Raw genomic sequence first — 22,296 nt, 5'->3', positions numbered from 1 at the left:
CAGTGCTTTTGCATTTATAATCAGTATATCCTTCTATTTCGTTTCTGGTTGTTCCTTCACATACTTCGGAGGAACAGTTGAATCTTCTCCATCTACAATTCTATTAAAGCTATAGTGAGGAGCTACCATTTCGATATTATTCTCTGCAAATACATCTTGTGCATGCTGACGCAAATCAGAATATACCTTTGCAGATAACTTAGCCTCTCTGATATACACATTCAATTGATAATCGACATAAAAGTCTCTAAATTGATCCTGTAATATAAAAGGCTTCTGACGTTTCAAGACGTTTTCAGTTCTATTAGCTACCTCGTATAGCATCTCGTGTACCTTTTGCCAAGGCACGTGATAACCTGCTCCAATGGTCAAGTATAAAATCAAACCGTGTTCTTTAGCTGACTGAGAGTAATTCACTGTTTGAGCAGTCATTATATTCGAATTAGGTATAGTAATAACCTCATTCTTTGGCGTTTTGATTCTCGTTACTAATGCCGTTTTTTCTAATACATCCCCAGTAAATTCTCCTAATTTAATACGATCTCCTAATCTAAAAGGTCTCATATAAGTTATGACTAATCCTGCTACCAAGTTTCCAATAACTGAAGTAGACCCCAGTGATAACATAATACCAGCAAATACCGAAACTCCCTGGAATATCTGAGAATCTGAATTAGGTAAATACGGAAAAATCAAGATAAACATAAAAATGAACAATAGTCCACTTACTAAGTTATAAGTTGGAAATGCCCAATCGGGATAAAACCCTTTGATCGTAATCTTATTATGAGCTATCTTGTCAGCTAATGACCTTACAAATTTCTGTATATATCTAAAAATAAAAACAATCACAAGGATAGTAAAGAGTTTAGGCATATAGGCTATAATACTCTTACCTACAGATCGAAGTGGTGTTAGCACATAATCTAAAAGCTGATCTGAAATATGCTTAGTATATGGAAAAAGCTTAAATACAGCTAACAATCCGATATATAAGAAAATCAAGACTACAAAGAACTTAATTACCTTGACAATAGTGATCGTTGTTAACATCGCTCTTTGATCATCTATAATCCCAAAAATACCTTTTATCTTTTTGCCTCGCTGTCTCCAAATAGCAACTTTAGATCTCCTATATACATAGCGTATTCCCTTAAGTATAAAAAACTCAACAACAATAATAGCTAATGTACCTGCTATTTGAAATAATATTTGCTGCCAACTTGTATTGTGTTGTTGTAACTCTACTGCGGAAGTAATCTGACTTTTATAATGCTGAGCGGCCTCTAACTTACTCATTCCTTCTTGAGCAGCTTGGATACTATCTACACTCATCAGAATTTCATCCTCATACATCAAGTTAAGATAGGTACCTGTATCTGCCAGTTTAATAGAATCACCTTCAAAGAGATAATCCTCTGCTAACAGACTTATTCTTTTCTCTATTGATTTAGCCCTTTGCTTAGAAGTAAAAGACCCTATATTACCATATACATTAAATAGAGTATCATTAAAGTTTATGACAGGAGTTTTCTCCATAACCAATACTACAGTGCGCACCGCCTCCTCTTGTTCAGGTACTGTAGTTGTTTTCTTCCCTTTTGCCCAACTTAGACCGCTTACTAATACAGCAGCTGTCAATAATAGTAAACGAATGCTCAACAAATAAAATCGCATAATATACAATCTTTAAATAAACGTAAATGTAATATTAAAATGTAGACAAAAACTATACCGATTGTGAACTACTCATAAACTTTAAGAAGTTTAATTGATAATAAAGCATCTTTCATTCCTAAAAAATCGAGACACTACACTTAAATTAAAACATAACATCATTATAAACAATGGTTTAAGTCTAATCAATTAAAAACTGATATAATAAATTCTAATTTATGATGAAGCTTAGGTAAGCACAATTATCCATAATCTTCTTAAAACTTCCTTTTTTTTACTTTCTTCCAAAAAAAGGAAACAAAAAAACAATAAAAAACTGTTTTAGGGATAGTTATAAAATCAGTAAGTATAAGGGATTAGACCATTATTTAGAATAAGTACACTTAGACATGAAAGTCAGTTTATCCAAACAAGATCAGAAGGGATAAATCTCATTTTATACCCAAAAAATACTTTCAGAACTTCGATTCTTTGTAATTATATAAACCGAATAATCAGGATAAAATTACAAATAACAATAACTACAGTACACTCTCACTTCTGAGAAATAAAAAGATCTAAATAATACATAAATAGAAACAAACCTGCATAAAAGTTATACTACTATTACACACCATTAACCTACTACAAGCTAAACTCATATCAACTCATTAATGTAGTTTAACAACTATCTTATAGCAAAAAAGGATGCTATATTGCACCCTTCTTAATTAATACCTCCACGCTAAAATACGACTTATTTTATTCCCTTGTTCCATATTTATAATACGAACCTCTTTTGTCTCGCTTCGTTTTAATAGTGACTGCAGAGGTTTAAGATTGTCTTTATTAGACACTAAAGTAGTAAACCAAACTGCCTGTCTTTTAAAGTGTTTACTCTCATAAATATAATTAGTGATAAAGGCAAGCTCCCCACCATCGCACCACAATTCATTGTTCTGCCCACTGAAATTTTGTACTGGTTTACCTACCACTTCTTTACCTAAGTTTTTCAACTTCTGTGTTGTTTTAGCCAATACCTCTGCTCTTGATTTAAAGAAAGGAGGATTACATATCACCACATCGAAGTATTCTTTCTCACCTATTATATTCTTTAGGATATTACGTTTAGTAGGTTGTTGACGGATAATCACATGAGTTTTAAGGTGAGGATTATTATCTATAATATGACTAGCCGTCTTTACAGACACTACATCTACTTCAGAGCCCACAAACTCCCATCCGTACTCTGCCACACCTATAATAGGATATATTACATTAGCCCCTATCCCTAGATCTAATACCTTCACTCCCCTTCCTGTAGGTACTTTTCCATTGTTTCCTTCCGCTAATAAATCTGCTATATAGTGAATATAATCAGCTCTTCCTGGAATAGGAGGACATAGATTTGTCTTAGGCATCTCCCAATAGGTCATCTTATAATCCTTCATTAAAATAGCCTTATTTAACAGTACTACAGCCTCAGGAATAGCAAAATCTATCGTATCCACTCCAGAAGGATTTTTAATAATAAAAGTCGCTAACTCAGGTACTACTTGTTTTAATTGTTCGAAGTTGTATAAATTCTGATGTTTATTGCGTTCATGTAATTTCTTTGTCGTTTTCTTACCGTCCTTCATTATCTTGAGATTTGCTACAAAATTAGATTATTTAAAGAACTAAACAGACACAAACTAAAATAAATAGAAACTATATCGATATTAATTTACTGGTAGAAGATTTGCACTTTAGCACATAGATAAAATCAACACTATTATCAACTTTAAACCAATAACATAGCATTATTAGAAAAAAATAATCCAATTTATGTAGTTATTTTCTTCAAATGACGTTATTTTTACCCTTCACAATAATAAACATTAAAATGAAAGTCGGAATAGATAGTATCGCATACTTTATCCCTAAAATTCACCTTCCTATAGAAACATTAGCCATCGAGAGAAACATTGATCCGATGAAACTAATAAAAGGGCTTGGGTTACAAAAAATGGCATTATTAGACACCTATCAAGATGTCATCACTATGGCAAGTAATGCAGCTTACAACTTGTTACAAGACAATCCAAATATACTTCCGCAAGAAATAGCTAAGATTTATATCGGAACAGAAAGTAGCTTAGATAACTCTAAACCTATTGCTTCTTACACACTTGGACTTTTAGAATCTATCTATGGAAAGAATACGTTTAAAAATTGTGATGCTGTAGATCACACTTTCGCTTGTATAGGAGCAGTAGACGCTATGCAGAATGCAATAGACTTCATCAAAGCGAATCCTACCAAAAAAGCCATTGTTATCGCTACTGATTACGCTAAGTATGACTTAGCTTCGACAGGAGAATACACACAAGGTGCTGGTGCTATTGCTTTATTAATTAGTACAAACCCTCGCATATTAGCTTTCAAAGGGCAGACTGGAGTAGCTACAGAAAGCGTATTTGACTTCTTTAAACCTTATCGCTCTATCGAAAAACAAGCTATTACTAATAATCCTAATAATGAGACATGGCACGGTATAGAAGAAACTGAAATCTCTATACATAAAGACCAACCTGTATTTGAAGGACAATACTCAAATGAGTGTTATATCAATAGAATAACCGAAGCCTATGCCCATTTTAAAGAACTAAACAATAGACAAGAACAGAAAGTTTATCAAAACTGGAAGGCTGTCTTAATGCATTTGCCATACTGCTACCAAGGACGTAGGACATTTCATGAAATTGTATTACAAGATAACCCTGAATTAATAGACAGAGCAGCTGATGATGCAAAAGATCAAATTAAAGCTTTTGCTAAATCAGAAGCTTATATGGAATTAGTGAATAATAAGATTACTCCGTCAGAGATAGCTTCTGGTGAAGTAGGTAATATCTATACAGGGTCTATATTCTTAGGCTTGCTATCTACCCTATCTCATTTTTATGATACAAAAGAAAGTTTAATAGATAGTACACTAGGATTTATTGCTTATGGTTCAGGATCTAAGTCTAAGGTATTCGAAGCTGAGGTACAAAGTACATGGCAAGAAGGTATGCCTAAAGTATCTATCTTCAAGACTTTAAAACAGTCAATAGCTATCGACTTCAATACTTATATTGCCCTTCATAAGAAAGAACAAAAAACACCTGTACAGCCTGCTAATAATGAATTTGTAATAGACTATATAGAGTCGTCAATACCTCATCTAATAGGAGCACGCTACTATAAGTTTGTAAAATAAGAATAAAAAGGGTTATCTTCATAGGTAACCCTTTTTAAATATATTATTCAACTGATTTACAACACACAAGCTTTTTTTACTCCCACTCTGCTATAGTTGTAATACCACTCTGAGCGATATCTCCTAACTTAACTTTAATCTTAGCATCCAAAGGTAATAGTAGATCAACTCTAGAGCCGAACTTAATAAATCCCATTTCCTCACTTTGTTTAGCGATCTTACCTATTGTAAGATAATTGACAATACGATTGGCTAAGGCACCTGCTATCTGTTTAGCCAAGACCTCTCTTCCACTCTTATGCTTATACACCACTGTATGACGTTCATTAGCTGTTGAAGACTTCGGATGCCAAGCTACTAGATGCTTCCCTTTGTGATACATACTATATAACACCTCTCCTTCTATTGGATTTCTATTAACATGTACATTCAAGACACTCATAAAAATAGAAACTTGAATACGCTTATCTTTAAAATACTCATCTGCTTCTACTTCTTCTATCACAACTACTTTTCCATCACAAGGAGCCAAAACCAAGTTATCATTTTGTACCAATACTCTCGACGGGATTCTAAAGAAAGAGATAACCAATGCTATAAGAATCAATGTGACTATAAAAATAGCTAATTGCAGAAACCAAAAACGAGAATTAATCAATTCATAAGACAGTATATTAATCATAATAAAAGTACAGCCCCCTATCAGGATAGACCCTTTTCCTTCTTTGTGTATTTTCATAAGTATATTGATTTTAAAAATTGATATATTTTTTAAAAAGAGTACTTGACTACCCAACAGTGTAGTCAAGTACAGAACTTCACTTGCGATTAGTAATTATAAAGTTGTAAAGAAAAAGATGAGATAGTTATCCCTTAAAAAAAATCATCTTGATTATGCTAGTAAACTGTTTTAAGTAAATACATCTTCATTCCACAAGTAAAATTCAATAATTAGAGAACTAGTATTGTATTAGTAGCAACATAACTAATTCACTAATTGACAAAACATGCTCTATTATTGAGTTGAGGTTCTGACTGGATTCGAACCAATCTAATGACTATTGCGTAGTCATGCCTATCCTCTCGGCCACAGAACCTTCTGTTTATCCTCCTATTTTGAGGTTCTGACTGGATTCGAACCAATCTAATGACCATTGCGTAGTCATGCCTATCCTCTCGGCCACAGAACCTTAGATGCTATCTAAGTATACTATTTTCTTTTTAGTTTTTCAACTACTTCTAATACTCCTTCAGTTATAAATACTAATTCTTCGTCCGTCAACTCCGTATGTATAGGTAATGACAACACCCTAGAAGTTAAATACTCTGTATTAGGTAGATTATACTCTCTATCTTTTAATCCTTTAAACATCTCTTGTTCATGACAAGGTACAGGATAGTATATCATACTAGGAATACCCAATTTTGCTAATTCTTCATGAACCTCATCTCTATTCACCCCTTCTAGGATCATCGTATATTGATGAAATACATGGTGACTATAATCTGGTACATAAGGCGTAAAGATATTAGAACTAGCCTTAAAAGCTTGGTTATAATAAGCAGCTACTTCTCTCCTTTTATTACAGTAATCATCCAAGTACTTTAATTTCACATTTAGAACTGCTGCCTGAATAGAATCTAAACGACTATTCACACCTACTATTTCATGATAATAACGTCTCTCTGATCCATGATTACAAATCTTTCGCATAGTATGAGCTAATGAATCATCGTTAGTCATAATCACTCCACCATCACCATAAGCACCTAAATTTTTAGAAGGAAAAAAAGAAATACAACTGATTGTTCCCATTGTTCCTGTTCTTTGAGAAGTACCCCCTTGTTTATAACTTCCCCCTATACTCTGAGCGTTATCCTCTATCACCGCAAGATTATACTTGTCTGCTATTGGCATTATCTCTCCCATATTAGAACATTGACCATACAGATGAACAGGTATAATAGCTTTCGTTTTCTCCGTTATCGCTACCTCAAGGCTCTCTTTATTAATGGTAAATGTATCTCTATCTACATCGACAAATACTGGTGTTAATCCTAATAGAGCAACTACTTCTACTGTTGCAACAAAAGTAAAAGAAGGTGTTATCACTTCATCACCAGGCGTTAAACCTAATGCCATCAATGCGATCTGTAGAGCGTCTGTCCCATTCGCACACGGGATCACATGCTTAACACCTGTATAGGCTGCCAGATTATCTGTAAACTCTTTTACAGCTGGTCCATTGATAAAGGTACTAGTGCTAATCACCTGCCTAATTCCCTTATCTATTTCTTCTTTTATTTTTTCATATTGACGTTGCAAGTCAACCATCTGTATAGCTATCATATTTATCTTCTTACTGCTCTTATTCTATTAAAACTCTATCTTTCTTAATAGGGATTCTAAGCCTTATTCTTTGATACAAATGTATAGGGATAATAACACATCCTCCTAGTCCAGTTTTTACAAATACCCCCCATACTCTATCTCTTTGTTTCTTTAGTGTTTTGAATTAAGTTGATTGGGTATGAGTCCATACTGCGTCTGTTATGAGTCCGCAGGGAGTCCGTTAATTCAAACAAAACAACGGACTGAATACTGATTAATATCTCCATCAATTCATTCTTATGCAAAGCAATACTCCTATAAAATACTAACGAAATAGAATCATCTAAAAACTACGCTCTATATCATCTACCTAGTACAAGAATCAATATTCTGATACTACAACACTTTACTTTATCTACTTCCTTACATAAAAACCCAATTTGATTACAATTCTACGAAGTTTAATTACACTCTATCTCCTTGTCATAGGATAAAAACAAATCTTTGTCTTGTTAATTCTAAATCCATAGTTATGACTAGTACCAACAATATAAGCTCTATCTGGACTAATAATCGGCATAAAAGAAGTCTATTAGATTACTTTATGTTCTGGAAGAAAAGGCTTTGTCCTCATGTGAAACTCCCTACTCCTCTACACCTTATAGAATCGTGTAAAGGATTAGTATTAAATAATCTGAAAGTCAAGTCTATTCTTTTTTCAACAGATATTGCCTTAATAGAGAACAATGATGCTGATGCTATCCTTGCTGTGTACCCATTTGCTCCTTCACAGAACATTATTAAAACCTTAATCGAGTTTTCTAAGAAACCTGTTATTTGTGGAATAGGTGGAGGTCTTACCCAAGGTGATTTCGCCATTACAATGGCTAAAAAAGCAGAAGCTTTAGGCGCTGCTGCGGTAATAGTCAATCAACCATTTAAAAATGAAGATATCGTTGAGATAAAGAAGCATATCAATATTCCTATCATATCTAGTGTATCGACACTTAATTTTGATTTCAAATCACGTATTGAAGCAGGAGTAAGCTGTTTTAACGTGACAGCTGGAGCAGATACTCTAAAAATAGTAGATTATATTAAATCAAACTACCCTAGTATAGCTGTAATCTCTACTGGAGGAAAAACAAATGAATCACTTCAAAATATAGCACAAAAAAAGGTAAATGCTATCATTCTTACTCCACCATCTAATGGGGAGTTATTTCGCTCTATTATGGATGGCTATAGAGAACAGTAATGATCGTGATAAATGAAGTACATAGGCCTGTTCGCCATCTTATACAGCACCAGTATTGCGAAAGCCATAAGAGATATACAGTTGAATTGCTCTCACCTTGTTTTTAGCTAGAGACTCTAATCACTCTTTGCTTTAAGCAATCTTTAAAAATGCTTTTATAGTAATTACTCCTTTTCTAGGCTAAACAACCACTTTACTATTGATAATTTGCACCTTGCTATCACTCTCTAATCTTTTTAAGGTACGAATAACTGTTTCTACTCTTAACCCTGTCAAATCTGCTATTTGTTGTCTAGTCAGATCAATGGTCAGCGGGTGAGAAGTCTTTTCTGACACTTGTTGGTGAGACTTTAAATAGTTTAGCAACGTCATAATACGGTTATCAGGGTCTTGTGAAGCGATATCAGGTGCCATAATAGACTTATAGTATAGACGCCTAGACAAACTTCTATTCATCGTTAAAGACACCTCGTTATTCTCTTTCATCATCACATAAAAATCGCTTTTAGACAGTTGAATGATTTTCGCATTTGTTACTGCTATCGCATTAGCAGGATAGCATTCATCAATAAACAGTGGTGGTTCACCAAAACTTTGTCCTGAAGTAAAAATATTTTGTATGAACTCTTTACCATCAGCACTAAAGTTGTTCATCTTTATTTTTCCAGAAACGACTTGATAATAGTGGCTAGGGTAATTTCCTTCTTGAAAAATGATTTCATTCTTCTTCACTTCCTTTATTTCAGCACCATACTGAATTAATAATTCTATAGCTATCATATTATGCAGGCTGTCTATCTTCTTTTTTCGTTCTTTTCCAAAGCTAACAATAAAGACGAGACTAAAACGCTAAAAAAAAGCGAAAATACAAATGTATTTTCGCTTGAGATTAGATTCTCCCTTATCTCTACTCTGTGAAGTTTAGACATTATCTCTCTCCATCACCTTTAAAATTAGAGAAGAATCTTTACAAAAAATATAGCATTATAAAATTACATCACTGAAGCTGGAGCAAATTCTTCATAGAAGATTTGATCCGCTTTAATATTCAGTTTCTTTAAATCTTTCAATTGCTTATCTAAGAAAGCACGAGGTCCACACACATAATAATCAGCTTCATTATCAAACTTATACTCTTTTATTTTTGACAAATCTACTACCCCAGCATAAACAGAACTATCAATATGATCACTTGTTACATTATCATAAAAATATATGGGTTTAACTTGAGAACAATTATTGCTGATATAGTGTAGCTTATCCTTAAATGCCTGTACATCTTTATTTCTACATCCGTGTATCCATACTATATTACCTTGATCTACACCACTTAATTCTAGCGCTTCTAACATAGATAGCAACGGTGTTTGTCCTATACCACCACTAATAAACACCTTATCTCTCAAATTCTCTTGTAAGACGAAGTTTCCTGAGGGAGAACTAATCATTACACTGTCTCCCTCATGGATATTATCGTGCAAATGGTTACTGATCATCCCGTTCATATCCACTTGTTTTCCTACTTCTCTCTTAACAGAAATTCGATAGTATTCATTATTAGGAGCACACGAAATAGAATATTGTCTTATTTGCTCTAAGCCTATCTTCTCAAGGAAAACCTTTATACTAATATACTGACCAGGTTGATGAAGAACTACCTTACTTCCATCCTGTGGTACTAAATAGAAAGAAGTAATTTCTTCTGATTCCTCTACCTTACTTTTAATAATAAATTCCTTCCAGCCGACCCAGTTATTAGCTTCATTATCCTTAGCTTGATAAATCTTGTGTTCATGCCCTATCATAATATCTGCTAATTGTTGATAAGCTACTGCCCACGCCTGTACAATATCTTCTGTTGCTGCATCACCTAGTACTTCTTTAATAGAAGCTAATAAATGCGTTCCTACTATTTCGTATTGTTCTGGTTGGATATTTAAACTAGCGTGTTTATGTCCTATCAAATCTACTACAGGCATCAGCTTTTCAGGTTGTGATATATTCTCAGCATACCCCAACACGGCCATTGCTAACGCCATTTGTTGTTTACCTGCACGCTGATTCCCCAGATTAAATATATTTTTTAATTCAGGATGATGTTCAAACATTCTCAAGTAAAAATACTTTGTTAATTCTAATCCCTTTTCTCTTAGTAACGGCACTGTTGCTAATATTAATTGTTTTTGCTCACTTGTTAACATGTCTTAGTTGTTTTATTATGTTACAGCCAAATATAGAAGCTTATCTACTACACATTTTATGACTGCAGTCATAAGAAATAGAGTTATAATTTCACTCCTTACAAAATCAACAATTACACAAGAAAGAAACTTACAAACTACTAAACACATTCTTTCTCTTTTTATAAAACAATTCTAAAGCCCTCTCTGTCTAAAAAGTAATTCCTTTTTATTTTCATAAAACAAAACAACAACATCTCTCCTATTCTGTGTATAAAATGTAAAAAACACAACATAAAAGCCGTTCGTCAAAATAAAATTACACTTTACAGCATTTTTAAGCATATTGCTAAAATTTGAAATTTCTAATTTTGAAATTTTTCGTAATTTGCCGGCAAACATAAGAACACATGAAAAGACACTTCCATTATATATTATTTTTTATACTATTAAGCGTTGGCACCTATGCCCAAAAGCTTGAGTTATATACCAATGATGGTAAAGAAGAATATCTAGGTTGCCTAAGCTGTGATGCCAAAGAAGCTAACTCAATATGGAATACCTATGGAACATATGGAAACTTATACAGCCAAAAGTCTATTTGGAATAAATATGGTATCTATGGAGACCAGACCAGTAGTTATTCTCCTTGGAATATACATGCAGATAATCCTCCTATAGTAAAGAAAGATGGGATAACCTATGGATACTTTAGTACGAATAAGCACTTCGTAGGTAAACGTGTAGAAGTAGAATTAACTAAGATGCTTTATGAATACTATCTAGACTTAAAAGAGGATCCTTCTAAATGGACAAAAGCAAAAGAGGTAGTAAAATCTAAAGAAGTACAAACTCAAAAAGAAGTTACCAATAAATAAGAAAAAGCGATGGAGATTTCCATCGCTTTTTTTGTTTTAATTTTTTCCAATTCTCTTCCATATAAAAACTAAATATGAATAGAAACAAATAAATTAATTTTAAATACACTTAATCAAACAAATATTTACCTTCTGGTAACATCTACGTAACAATAACTTAACACGTTAGTTTTTAATCATCTAAACACAGATTATACATTTATATATATCCATCTGATATACTATACTTTATATAATAACTTAAGTTAATACATGTTTGTTATGGTTAAAAAACTACTTCCTATTTTATGTGTACTATTATATATTTTCTCACAACCATCTTATAGTAATATATACACTACAGCTAACAATTTACCCTTCCCTCAACTTCAAAAAAACAATTCTAATAATTCATATTATTACAACTTTGTTTTTAAAGAAAAAACTGTTACTTATACAGGAGAAACTTTTTACCATGAACCAACCAATGTTCCGTATAATGTGACGGTTAAATACGATAAAAATGGCTTCATTAATGCTGGGTCATATATGGTAAAAGCTTATTTTTACAATGAAAATAATATTTTAATTACAACAAAATCTGCCAGGCTTAATATTGAGAAGGCAAGAATTACAGGGCTTACTTTACGAAAAAAAGAAGTTGTATATGATGGTTCTAAACATACTCTCGAAATAAGTGGAGAATTACCTGATGGAGTTACTGCTACGTACCAAAATAATTCTCATACCAATGCGGGAGTATATAAAATGAGTGTTCGATTAGTTGGTAAAAATTACATTACTAGCACTCGTTCAAATACACTAACTATACTCCCTATAGATATATCCAATAAATACACTCTAACTAGTCAATTATTCGCTTATGATGGTAAACCAAAGTCTATATTTTTAAACCAAAGCTTACCTCATGGTCTTTCTATTTCTTATAAAGGTAATAATCAAACAGAAATTGGCTCACATTTAATAACAGCTACTATAACAGGAAGCAAAAATTACACTCCTATTCCTCTAGAACTAAAAGCTACAATAACTATTACGAAAGAGGAAATACCTGAAGAGCTACCTAGCATAGAAAATATTACTTTTGAAAACCTTACTACTCCTTATACTGGATCAGCTATATCTATAATAGCAAACAATATACCTAATAATATTACAGTAAAATACGGTAAAAATAATCATCATGAAGTTGGTAATTACCAAGTAAAAGCTTCTTTTTACTTTAAAAATATTCTTCTTGGTACAAAAACTGCTTTTCTAACAATCGAAAAAGCACGAATTACAGGAGTAACCTTTAATAAAACATCGGTTTTGTATAACGGAGAACCGCATACTCTATTATTAAATGGAGAGCTACCTAGTGGAGTAACTGCTGTATACTCTAATAACAAACATACTAATGCAGGTACTTATAAAGCAACTGTTAAACTTACAGGAGATAATTATATTACAAGTACTAGAACTAATACCTTAACAATAATGCCTATTGACTTGGCTCAAATCATTGAATTTAAAAGTCAATCATTTAAATATGATGGAGTTATAAGGTTTTTAAAAATCAGTTCTCCCTTACCTAAAGAATTAAAAGTATCTTATAAAAACAATGGACAAAATACTATAGGCAACCATAAAGTAGAAGCTACTATTAAAGGCAGTGATAACTATACACCTATGCCTTATACTCTATCTGCTACGCTATCAATTACTGAAGACCAAGAAGAATTACCTTCACTTGATAATGTAGTATTTGAACACAAAACAGAAACCTACACTGGGAAGATAATCTCAATTGAGGCTACTAATCTTCCTGATTTAGTAACTGTAAAATACAACCAAAATGAGTATATCAATAGTGGTACATATCAAGTAATAGCATCATTCTATTTCAAAGACATTTTAGTAGGAACCAAGTCTGCAACACTGACTATCGAGAAAGCGCGTATTACAGGAGTGACGTTTAGTAAGAAAGAAGTGACATATGATGGGAAGGAGCACGAACTTCTATTAGAAGGTGAACTACCTCTAGGGGTAACTGCTACTTATAAGAACAATATTCATAAGAACGCAGGTACTTATAAAGCTTCTGTTACCTTAACAGGTGACAATTACATCACAAGCACCAGATCAAACGAGTTAACTATATTACCTGCTGATATTACTCAATTAGTGGAGCTAAAGAGTGAGTCGTTTATATATGACGGTAAGCCAAAGTCATTAGTAATTACTGGGAAAATACCCCAAGAGCTAACACTTACGTATCAAAACAACAAGCAAACAGAAATAGGAAACCATAAAGTTACAGCCACACTTAGTGGTAGTGATAACTATACACCTATGCCTTATACCTTGTCTGCAACTTTGTCCATTACTAAGAAGCAAGAAGAAGAGTTACCATCACTTGATGATGTAATCTTTGAACACAAAACAGAAACATATACAGGAGAGGTTATTTCAATCGAAGCAACGAACCTACCTCATAACGTAAGAGTAGCTTATGATAAGAACCACTATACTGATGCAGGTGTCTATCAAGTAATAGCATCATTCTACTTTAAAGACATTTTAGTAGGAACCAAGTCTGCTACACTGACTATCGAGAAAGCACGTATTACGGGAGTAACGTTTAGTAAGAAAGAAGTGACATATGATGGGAAGGAGCACGAGCTACTATTAGAAGGTGAACTACCTCTAGGGGTAACTGCTACTTATAAGAACAATATTCATAAGAACGCAGGTGTTCATAAAGCTTCTGTTACCTTAACAGGCGATAACTATATCACAAGCACCAGATCAAACGAGTTAACTATATTACCTGCTGATATTACTCAATTAGTGGAGCTAAAGAGTGAGTCGTTTATATATGACGGTAAGCCGAAGGCATTAGTAATTACAGGGGAAATACCTCAAGAGCTAACACTTACGTATCAAAACAACAAGCAAACAGAAATAGGCAACCATAAAGTTACAGCTACACTTAGTGGCAGTGATAACTATACACCTATGCCATATACACTATCTGCAACTTTGTCAATTACTAAGAAGCAAGAAGAATTACCTTCTTTAGAGAGTGTAATCTTTGAACACAAAACAGAAACCTACACTGGGGAGATAATCTCAATCGAGGCCACTAACCTACCTGATTTAGTAACTGTAAAATACAGCCAAAATGAGTATATCAATAGTGGTACATATCAAGTAATAGCATCATTCTACTATAAAGACATTTTAGTAGGAACCAAGTCTGCTACACTAACTATCGAGAAAGCACGTATTACGGGAGTCAAGTTTAGTAGAAAAGAAGTGACCTATGATGGGAAGGAGCACGAACTTCTATTAGAAGGTGAACTACCTCTAGAGGTAACTGCTACTTATAAAAATAATATTCATAAGAACTCAGGTGTTCATAAAGCTTCTGTTACCTTAACAGGCGACAATTACATCACAAGCACCAGATCAAACGAGTTAATTATATTACCTGCTGATATTACTCAATTAGTGGAGCTAAAGAGTGAGTCGTTTATATATGATGGTAAGCCGAAGGCATTAGTAATTACAGGGGAAATACCTCAAGAACTAACGCTTACGTATCAAAACAACAAGCAAACAGAAATAGGCAACCATAAAGTTACAGCTACACTTAGTGGTAGTGATAACTATACACCTATGCCATATACACTATCTGCTACGCTATCTATTACTGAAGACCAAGAAGAATTACCTTCTTTAGAGAATGTAATCTTTGAGCATAAAACAGAAACCTACACTGGAGAAATAATCTCAATTGAGGCCACTAACCTACCTAATGTAGTTACTGTAAAATACAACCAAAATGAGTATATAAATAGTGGTACATATCAAGTAATAGCATCATTCTACTTTAAAGACGTCTTACTAGGAACTAAGTCTGCAACACTGACTGTCGAGAAAGCACGTATTACAGGAGTGACGTTTAGTAAAAAAGAAGTAACCTATGATGGGAAGGAGCACGAACTTCTATTAGAAGGTGAACTACCTCTAGGGGTAACTGCTACTTATAAAAACAATATTCATAAGAACGCAGGTGTTCATAAAGCTTCTGTTACCTTAACAGGCGACAATTACATCACAAGCACCAGATCAAACGAGTTAACTATATTACCTGCTGATATCACAAAACTTGTCGAACTAAAGAGTAAGTCGTTTATATATGACGGTAAGCCGAAGGCATTAGTAATTACAGGGGAAATACCTCAAGAGCTAACACTTACGTATCAAAACAACAAGCAAACAGAAATAGGAAACCATAAAGTTACAGCCACACTTAGTGGTAGTGATAACTATACACCTACGCCTTATACCTTGTCTGCAACTTTGTCAATTACTAAGAAGCAAGAAGAGTTAACATCACTTGATGATGTAGTATTTGAACACAAAACAGAAACATATACAGGAGAGGTTATTTCAATCGAAGCAACGAATCTACCTCATAACGTAAGAGTAGCTTATGATAAGAACCACTATACTGATGCAGGTGTCTATCAAGTAATAGCATCATTCTATTTCAAAGACGTCTTACTAGGAACTAAGTCCGCTACACTGACTATCGAGAAAGCGCGTATCACTGGAGTGACTTTTAGTAAGAAAGAAGTGACATATGATGGGAAGGAGCACGAGTTACTATTAGAAGGTGAACTACTTCTAGGGGTAACTGCTACTTATAAAAACAATATACATAAGAACGCAGGTACTTATAAAGCTTCTGTTACCTTAACAGGCGATAACTATATCACAAGCACCAGATCAAACGAATTAATCATATTATCTGCTGATATTACAAAACTTGTCGAACTAAAGAGTGAGTCGTTTATATATGATGGTAAGCCGAAGGCATTAGTGATTACAGGGGAAGTACCTCAAGAGCTAACACTTACGTATCAAAACAACAAGCAAACAGAAATAGGCAACCATAAAGTTACAGCCACTCTAAGTGGTAGTGATAATTATACACCTATGCCTTATACCCTGTCTGCTACGCTATCAATTACTAAGAAGCAAGAAGAGTTACCATCACTTGATAATGTAATCTTTGAACACAAAACAGAAACGTATACAGGAGAGGTTATTTCAATAGAAGCTACTAATCTTCCTGATTTAGTAACTGTAAAATACAACCAAAATGAGTATATAAATAGTGGTACATATCAAGTAATAGCATCATTCTATTTCAAAGACGTCTTACTAGGAACCAAGTCTGCAACACTGACTGTCGAGAAAGCACGTATCACGGGAGTCAAGTTTAGTAAGAAAGAAGTGACCTATGATGGTAAGGAGCACGAGCTACTATTAGAAGGTGAACTACCTCTAGGGGTAACTGCTACTTATAAAAATAATATTCATAAGAACGCAGGTACTTATAAAGCTTCTGTTACCTTAACAGGCGATAACTATATCACAAGCACCAGATCAAACGAGTTAATTATATTACCTGCTGATATCACAAAACTTGTCGAACTAAAAAGTGAATCGTTTATATATGATGGTAAGCCGAAGGCATTAGTGATTACAGGGGAAGTACCTCAAGAGCTAACGCTTACCTATACGAATAATAAACATATAGAAATAGGAAACCATAAAGTTACAGCTACACTTAGAGGCAGTGATAACTATACACCTATGCCATATACACTATCTGCTACGCTATCAATTACTAAGAAGCAAGAAGAGTTACCATCACTTGATGATGTAGTATTTGAACACAAAACAGAAACATACACTAGAGAAATAATCTCAATTGAGGCATCGAACCTACCTCATAACGTAAGAGCTACTTATGACAAGAACCACTATACTGATGCAGGTGTCTACCAAGTAATAGCATCATTCTACTATAAAGACGTCTTACTAGGAACCAAGTCTGCTACACTAACTATCGAGAAAGCGCGTATTACGGGAGTCAAGTTTAGTAAGAGAGAAGTGACCTATGATGGGAAGGAGCACGAGCTACTATTAGAAGGTGAACTACCTCTAGGGGTAACTGCTACTTATAAGAACAATATTCATAAGAACGCAGGTGTTCATAAAGCTTCTGTTACCTTAACAGGCGATAATTACATCACAAGCACCAGATCAAACGAGTTAATCATATTACCTGCTGATATTACTCAATTAGTGGAGCTAAAGAGTGAGTCGTTTATATATGACGGTAAGCCGAAGGCATTAGTAATTACAGGGGAAGTACCTCAAGAGCTAACACTTACTTATACTAATAATACACATACAGAAGTAGGCAATCATAAAGTAACAGCTACACTTAGTGGTAGTGATAATTATGCACCTATACCTTATACCCTATCTGCTACGCTATCGATTACTGAAGAACAAGAAGAGTTGCCATCACTTGATAATGTAGTATTTGAACATAAAACAGAAACATACACTGGGGAGATAATCTCAATTGAGGCCACTAATCTACCTCATAACATAAGAGCTACTTATGACAAGAACCAATATACTGATGCAGGTGTCTACCAAGTAATAGCATCATTCTACTATAAAGACGTCTTACTAGGAACCAAGTCTGCTACACTAACTATCGAGAAAGCGCGTATTACGGGAGTAAAATTTAGTAAAAAAGAAGTGACTTATGATGGTAAGGAGCACGAGCTACTATTAGAAGGTGAACTACCTTTAGGGGTAATTGCTACTTATAAAAATAATATTCATAAGAACGCAGGTATTCATAAAGCTTCAGTAAAATTAGAAGGGGATAACTATATTACTAGCACGAGATCAAACGAGTTAACTATATTACCTGCTGATATTACTCAATTAGTGGAGCTAAAGAGTGAGTCGTTTATATATGATGGTAAGCCGAAGGCATTAGTGATTACAGGGGAAGTACCTCAAGAACTAACGCTTACCTATACTAATAATACACATACAGTAATAGGGAATCACACCGTAACAGCAACATTAAGTGGTAGCTCCAATTATACACCGATGCCTTATACCCTATCTGCTACGTTATCGATTACACAAAAAGAGGAAGAACTACCATCACTTGATAATGTGATCTTTGAACACAAGACTGAAACCTATACAGGAGAAATAATCTCAATTGAGGCCACTAACCTACCTAATGTAGTAACTGTAAAATACAACCAAAATGAGTATATCAATAGTGGTACATATCAAGTAATAGCATCATTCTATTTCAAAGACGTCTTACTAGGAACTAAGTCCGCTACACTGACTATCGAGAAAGCGCGTATCACTGGAGTAACGTTTAGTAAAAAAGAAGTAACCTATGATGGGAAGGAGCACGAGCTACTATTAGAAGGTGAACTACCTCTAGGGGTAACTGCTACTTATAAAAACAATATTCATAAGAACGCAGGTGTTCATAAAGCTTCAGTAAAATTAGAAGGGGATAACTATATTACTAGCACCAGATCAAACGAGTTAACTATATTACCTGCTGATATCACAAAACTTGTTGAACTAAAGAGTGAGTCGTTTATATATGATGGTAAGCCGAAGGCATTAGTAATTACAGGGGAAATACCTCAAGAGCTAACACTTACGTATCAAAACAACAAGCAAACAGAAATAGGAAACCATAAAGTTACAGCCACAATTAGTGGTAGTGATAACTATACACCTATGCCTTATACCCTGTCTGCAACTTTGTCCATTACTAAGAAGCAAGAAGAAGAGTTACCATCACTTGATAATGTAATCTTTGAGCATAAAACAGAAACCTACACTGGGAAGATAATCTCAATTGAGGCATCGAACCTATCTCATAACGTAAGAGTAGCTTATGATAAGAACCACTATACTGATGCAGGTGTCTACCAAGTAATAGCATCATTCTACTATAAAGACGTCTTACTAGGAACCAAGTCTGCAACACTAACTATCGAGAAAGCACGTATCACGGGAGTCAAGTTTAGTAAGAAAGAAGTGACCTATGATGGTAAGGAGCACGAGTTACTATTAGAAGGTGAACTACCTCTAGGAGTAACTGCTACTTATAAAAACAATATTCATAAGAACGCTGGTGTTCATAAAGCTTCTGTTACCTTAACAGGCGATAATTACATCAAAAGCACCAGATCAAACGAGCTAATCATACTACCTGCTGATATCACAAAACTTGTTGAACTAAAGAGTGAGTCGTTTATATATGATGGTAAGCCGAAGACATTAGTGATTACAGGGGAAGTACCTCAAGAACTAACGCTTACCTATACGAATAATAAACATACAGAAATAGGCAACCATAAAGTTACAGCTACACTTAGTGGCAGTGATAACTATACACCTATGCCTTATACCCTATCTGCTACGCTATCAATTACTGAAGAACAAGAAGAGTTACCATCACTTGATGATGTAATCTTTAAAGACATGGTAGCTATTTATAGTGGTCAACCCTATAAGATTATAGCGACAAACCTTCCTCATCATGTAACTGTAAAATACAGTGATAATTCTTTTATCAACTCTGGTATATATATCATCACTGCCAACTTTTATTATGAAGACATCTTATTAGGGCATAAAAGAGCAACGCTTACTATAGAGAAAGCTACCATCACTGGTGTCAAATTTAGCAAAAAAGAAGTTAGCTATACCGGTACAGCGTATCAGCTCCTAGTAGAAGGAGAATTGCCACAAGGAGTCAAAGCAACTTATCAAAACAACAGACATATTGATGCAGGAGAATATAAAGCTTCTGTAAAACTAGAAGGAGACAATTATATCACAAGTACTCGTACAAATCTATTGGTCATCCGACCAGCAGATCTAACTAAATTAGTGAGATTAAAAAATCAATCGTTCAAGTACGATGGACTTCCAAAATCTTTAAACATAGAAGGTCATATACCTCAAGGGCTTAACATTACGTATCAAAACAATACGCATACAGACATTGGACACTATACCGTTACAGCCACATTAGAGGGAAGTAATAACTATACTCCTATACCTTATACAATGACAGCCATATTGTCCATAAGCCATGAAGAGGAGACTCTACCAACGTTAGACAGCGTTATATTTGAAAATAAATCCGTTACTTATAATGGTAACTCTCATAAACTAGAAGCATATGACATTCCCAATGAAGTAAATGTAGAATATGACAGAAACTACTATGACAACGCAGGAGAATATAATATAAAAGCTTCTTTCTATTATAAATCAATGCTTATTGGCACCAAAACTGCCAAGTTAACAATAGAAAAAGCTAAACTAACGAATATCACATTTAGCAAGCTTACAGTAGATTATACAGGTAAGCCTCAGAAGATTTTAATCAAAGGAAAATTGCCTAATGGAGTAACTGCTACTTATGAAAATAATATTCACACAGATGCAGGCATTTATAAAGCTAGTGTTACACTAGAGGGAGATAATTATATTACTAGCAAACGATCTGCTAATTTTACGATCAAGCCTCTTGACATTCACCAATTCATTTCTTTTAACAATCAAGCTTTTGTATATGACGGACAACCTAAAACACTTACCATAACAGGAAATCTGCCCTCACCTTTAAAAGTGACTTATGAAAATAATACACATACAGAAATAGGCAAATATCAGGTAAGAGCAACTATTGAAGGAAGTAGTAATTATACTCCTATGCCTTATGTAATAACAGCTACCTTGGTCATCAGAAGTGATGACGAAGCAGCTGATATAGTTGAACTATCTATTAATGAACAAGTGTTTAAAAAACCAACCGATAAGATAACATACATCTTGCCTTGTGGAGAAAAACATTTTCGAATAGAGTTTAACGAATTAAGTGCAGGAGCTTTTATTGCGAACAGCATAAAAGAGGAATACCTATTACACTACTTTGGTACACTTACAATTCCCATAACCGTTAAATCTGAATCACAGACACTTACTAGAAACTACACGATAGAACTAATCAAACCAGTTCCTTTCGAAAAAGTAGCTATAATAAAACCTGATAATTCTTTTGTCATAAATATGAATTCAGCCACAAACGGAGGTTTCAAATATACCTCGTTTAATTGGTATAGAGATGATATACTTGTGAGTACAAATAACTATTATATAGCAGGAGCATACAGTGATATCAATAACGATGATCAAGTCAAACATCACTTAATTCTTACTACAGAGAAAGGGGAGAAAGTCTATACCTGTAAACAAATTATAGAAATCAACAATACAAACAAGGTCAAACTATTTCCAAACCCAGTAAATCAAGACAAAATAATCAATATTACTTTTGATATGGATAGCGCAGTTTTTAATCCAGCTCAACTAGAAATATACTCTATTTTAGGAACCAAAGTATTAGAGGCAGAGCTACCAAATCGGGAGAATACTATTCATCTCCCATCCCATTTACAAAATGGAAAATACATAGCAGTTATTCTAATCAATGACCAAAAGAAAATCATAAACTTCATTATCAAATAATTATTTCACTTACTGTTTATACTTCCGAAAGGTTGAATCTCATCACTGAGTTCAACCTTTCTTTTTTTATCCCCCTGTTGTCCCAGATTTAAGGTTATCATCCATGACTTACACTACTCCACTCCCGATGTCATTCTAAGCCTGCAAATAATCCCATCCTACACACTCGTTGTCGCGGATTTATAATCCGTGACTTACACTACTCCACTTCCGATGTCATACTGAGCCTGCGAAGAATCTCATACTACACACTCGTTGTCGCGGATTTATAATCCGTGACTTACACTACTCCACTCCCG

10 protein-coding genes and 2 tRNA genes are annotated in these 22,296 nt (G+C 34.1%); 4 read left to right on the top strand and 8 right to left on the bottom strand.

Translation table 11 applies throughout. The annotated features are described in order from the left end of the window. Nucleotides 1-33: 33 nt before the first annotated feature. Nucleotides 34-1,677: a mechanosensitive ion channel family protein gene (locus tag AABL85_RS16185; protein ID WP_341310837.1), complete on the bottom strand. Its 1,644-nt coding sequence runs from the start codon at nt 1,675-1,677 to the stop codon at nt 34-36. Between the two features lie 710 nt (nt 1,678-2,387). Next, nucleotides 2,388-3,296, bottom strand: a complete 909-nt coding sequence (gene rlmF / locus AABL85_RS16180; RefSeq protein ID WP_341310836.1) for a 23S rRNA (adenine(1618)-N(6))-methyltransferase RlmF — start codon at nt 3,294-3,296, stop codon at nt 2,388-2,390. A 245-nt stretch (nt 3,297-3,541) separates the two neighbouring features. Here rlmF and AABL85_RS16175 point away from each other — a divergent pair, with 245 nt between their 5' ends. Continuing rightward, nucleotides 3,542-4,900: a hydroxymethylglutaryl-CoA synthase family protein gene (locus AABL85_RS16175; RefSeq protein WP_341310835.1), complete on the top strand. Its 1,359-nt coding sequence runs from the start codon at nt 3,542-3,544 to the stop codon at nt 4,898-4,900. 76 nt (nt 4,901-4,976) lie between these two features. Here AABL85_RS16175 and AABL85_RS16170 read toward each other — a convergent pair whose 3' ends face one another. The 4 genes from AABL85_RS16170 to AABL85_RS16155 form a co-directional block, all read right to left on the bottom strand. Further along, nucleotides 4,977-5,639: a phosphatidylserine decarboxylase family protein gene (locus AABL85_RS16170; RefSeq protein ID WP_341310834.1), complete on the bottom strand. Its 663-nt coding sequence runs from the start codon at nt 5,637-5,639 to the stop codon at nt 4,977-4,979. 287 nt (nt 5,640-5,926) lie between these two features. Next, nucleotides 5,927-5,997, bottom strand: a tRNA-Cys gene (locus AABL85_RS16165). A gap of 22 nt (nt 5,998-6,019) precedes the next feature. Next, nucleotides 6,020-6,090 (bottom strand) — tRNA-Cys (locus tag AABL85_RS16160). A 20-nt stretch (nt 6,091-6,110) separates the two neighbouring features. Then, nucleotides 6,111-7,235 carry a DegT/DnrJ/EryC1/StrS family aminotransferase gene (locus AABL85_RS16155; protein ID WP_341310848.1) on the bottom strand — a complete coding sequence of 375 codons (1,125 nt, stop codon included), beginning with the start codon at nt 7,233-7,235 and terminating at the stop codon, nt 6,111-6,113. 529 nt (nt 7,236-7,764) lie between these two features. Here AABL85_RS16155 and AABL85_RS16150 point away from each other — a divergent pair. Beyond that, nucleotides 7,765-8,490 (top strand): hypothetical protein, encoded by a 726-nt coding sequence (locus AABL85_RS16150; RefSeq protein WP_341310833.1) that lies wholly within the window; start codon nt 7,765-7,767, stop codon nt 8,488-8,490. A 180-nt stretch (nt 8,491-8,670) separates the two neighbouring features. On the opposite strand, the gene AABL85_RS16145 is transcribed toward AABL85_RS16150, so the two are convergent. Together AABL85_RS16145 and hmpA are read right to left on the bottom strand one after the other, a co-directional pair. Next, entirely contained in the window at nt 8,671-9,270 is a 600-nt protein-coding gene (locus tag AABL85_RS16145) for a Crp/Fnr family transcriptional regulator (protein ID WP_341310832.1), read from the bottom strand. A gap of 212 nt (nt 9,271-9,482) precedes the next feature. Next, complete coding sequence (gene hmpA / locus AABL85_RS16140) at nt 9,483-10,691, bottom strand: NO-inducible flavohemoprotein (protein ID WP_341310831.1); 1,209 nt, start codon at nt 10,689-10,691, stop codon at nt 9,483-9,485. Nucleotides 10,692-11,080: 389 nt separating this feature from the next. On the opposite strand from hmpA, the gene AABL85_RS16135 reads away from it, so the two are divergent. Both AABL85_RS16135 and AABL85_RS16130 read left to right on the top strand, forming a co-directional pair. Then, on the top strand, nt 11,081-11,548 hold the full coding sequence (locus tag AABL85_RS16135) for a hypothetical protein (protein WP_341310830.1): 468 nt from the start codon (nt 11,081-11,083) through the stop codon (nt 11,546-11,548). A gap of 261 nt (nt 11,549-11,809) precedes the next feature. Beyond that, entirely contained in the window at nt 11,810-21,997 is a 10,188-nt protein-coding gene (locus AABL85_RS16130) for an MBG domain-containing protein (RefSeq protein WP_341310829.1), read from the top strand. The last annotated feature ends 299 nt before the right edge of the window (nt 21,998-22,296 follow it).

Origin of the sequence: Myroides odoratimimus (assembly GCF_038039805.1) — a bacterium.
GTDB lineage: Bacteria > Bacteroidota > Bacteroidia > Flavobacteriales > Flavobacteriaceae > Flavobacterium > Flavobacterium odoratimimum_B.
This window is presented reverse-complemented; position numbering and strand designations above follow the sequence as displayed.

Coding starts and splice junctions, on each gene's coding strand:
- AABL85_RS16130 (WP_341310829.1), top strand. CDS start 11,810: ATGGTTAAAAAACTACTTCCTATTTTATGTGTACTATTATATATTTTC.
- AABL85_RS16185 (WP_341310837.1), bottom strand. CDS start 1,677: ATGCGATTTTATTTGTTGAGCATTCGTTTACTATTATTGACAGCTGCT.
- AABL85_RS16170 (WP_341310834.1), bottom strand. CDS start 5,639: ATGAAAATACACAAAGAAGGAAAAGGGTCTATCCTGATAGGGGGCTGT.
- AABL85_RS16145 (WP_341310832.1), bottom strand. CDS start 9,270: ATGATAGCTATAGAATTATTAATTCAGTATGGTGCTGAAATAAAGGAA.
- hmpA (WP_341310831.1), bottom strand. CDS start 10,691: ATGTTAACAAGTGAGCAAAAACAATTAATATTAGCAACAGTGCCGTTA.
- AABL85_RS16175 (WP_341310835.1), top strand. CDS start 3,542: ATGAAAGTCGGAATAGATAGTATCGCATACTTTATCCCTAAAATTCAC.
- AABL85_RS16155 (WP_341310848.1), bottom strand. CDS start 7,235: ATGGTTGACTTGCAACGTCAATATGAAAAAATAAAAGAAGAAATAGAT.
- rlmF (WP_341310836.1), bottom strand. CDS start 3,296: ATGAAGGACGGTAAGAAAACGACAAAGAAATTACATGAACGCAATAAA.
- AABL85_RS16150 (WP_341310833.1), top strand. CDS start 7,765: ATGACTAGTACCAACAATATAAGCTCTATCTGGACTAATAATCGGCAT.
- AABL85_RS16135 (WP_341310830.1), top strand. CDS start 11,081: ATGAAAAGACACTTCCATTATATATTATTTTTTATACTATTAAGCGTT.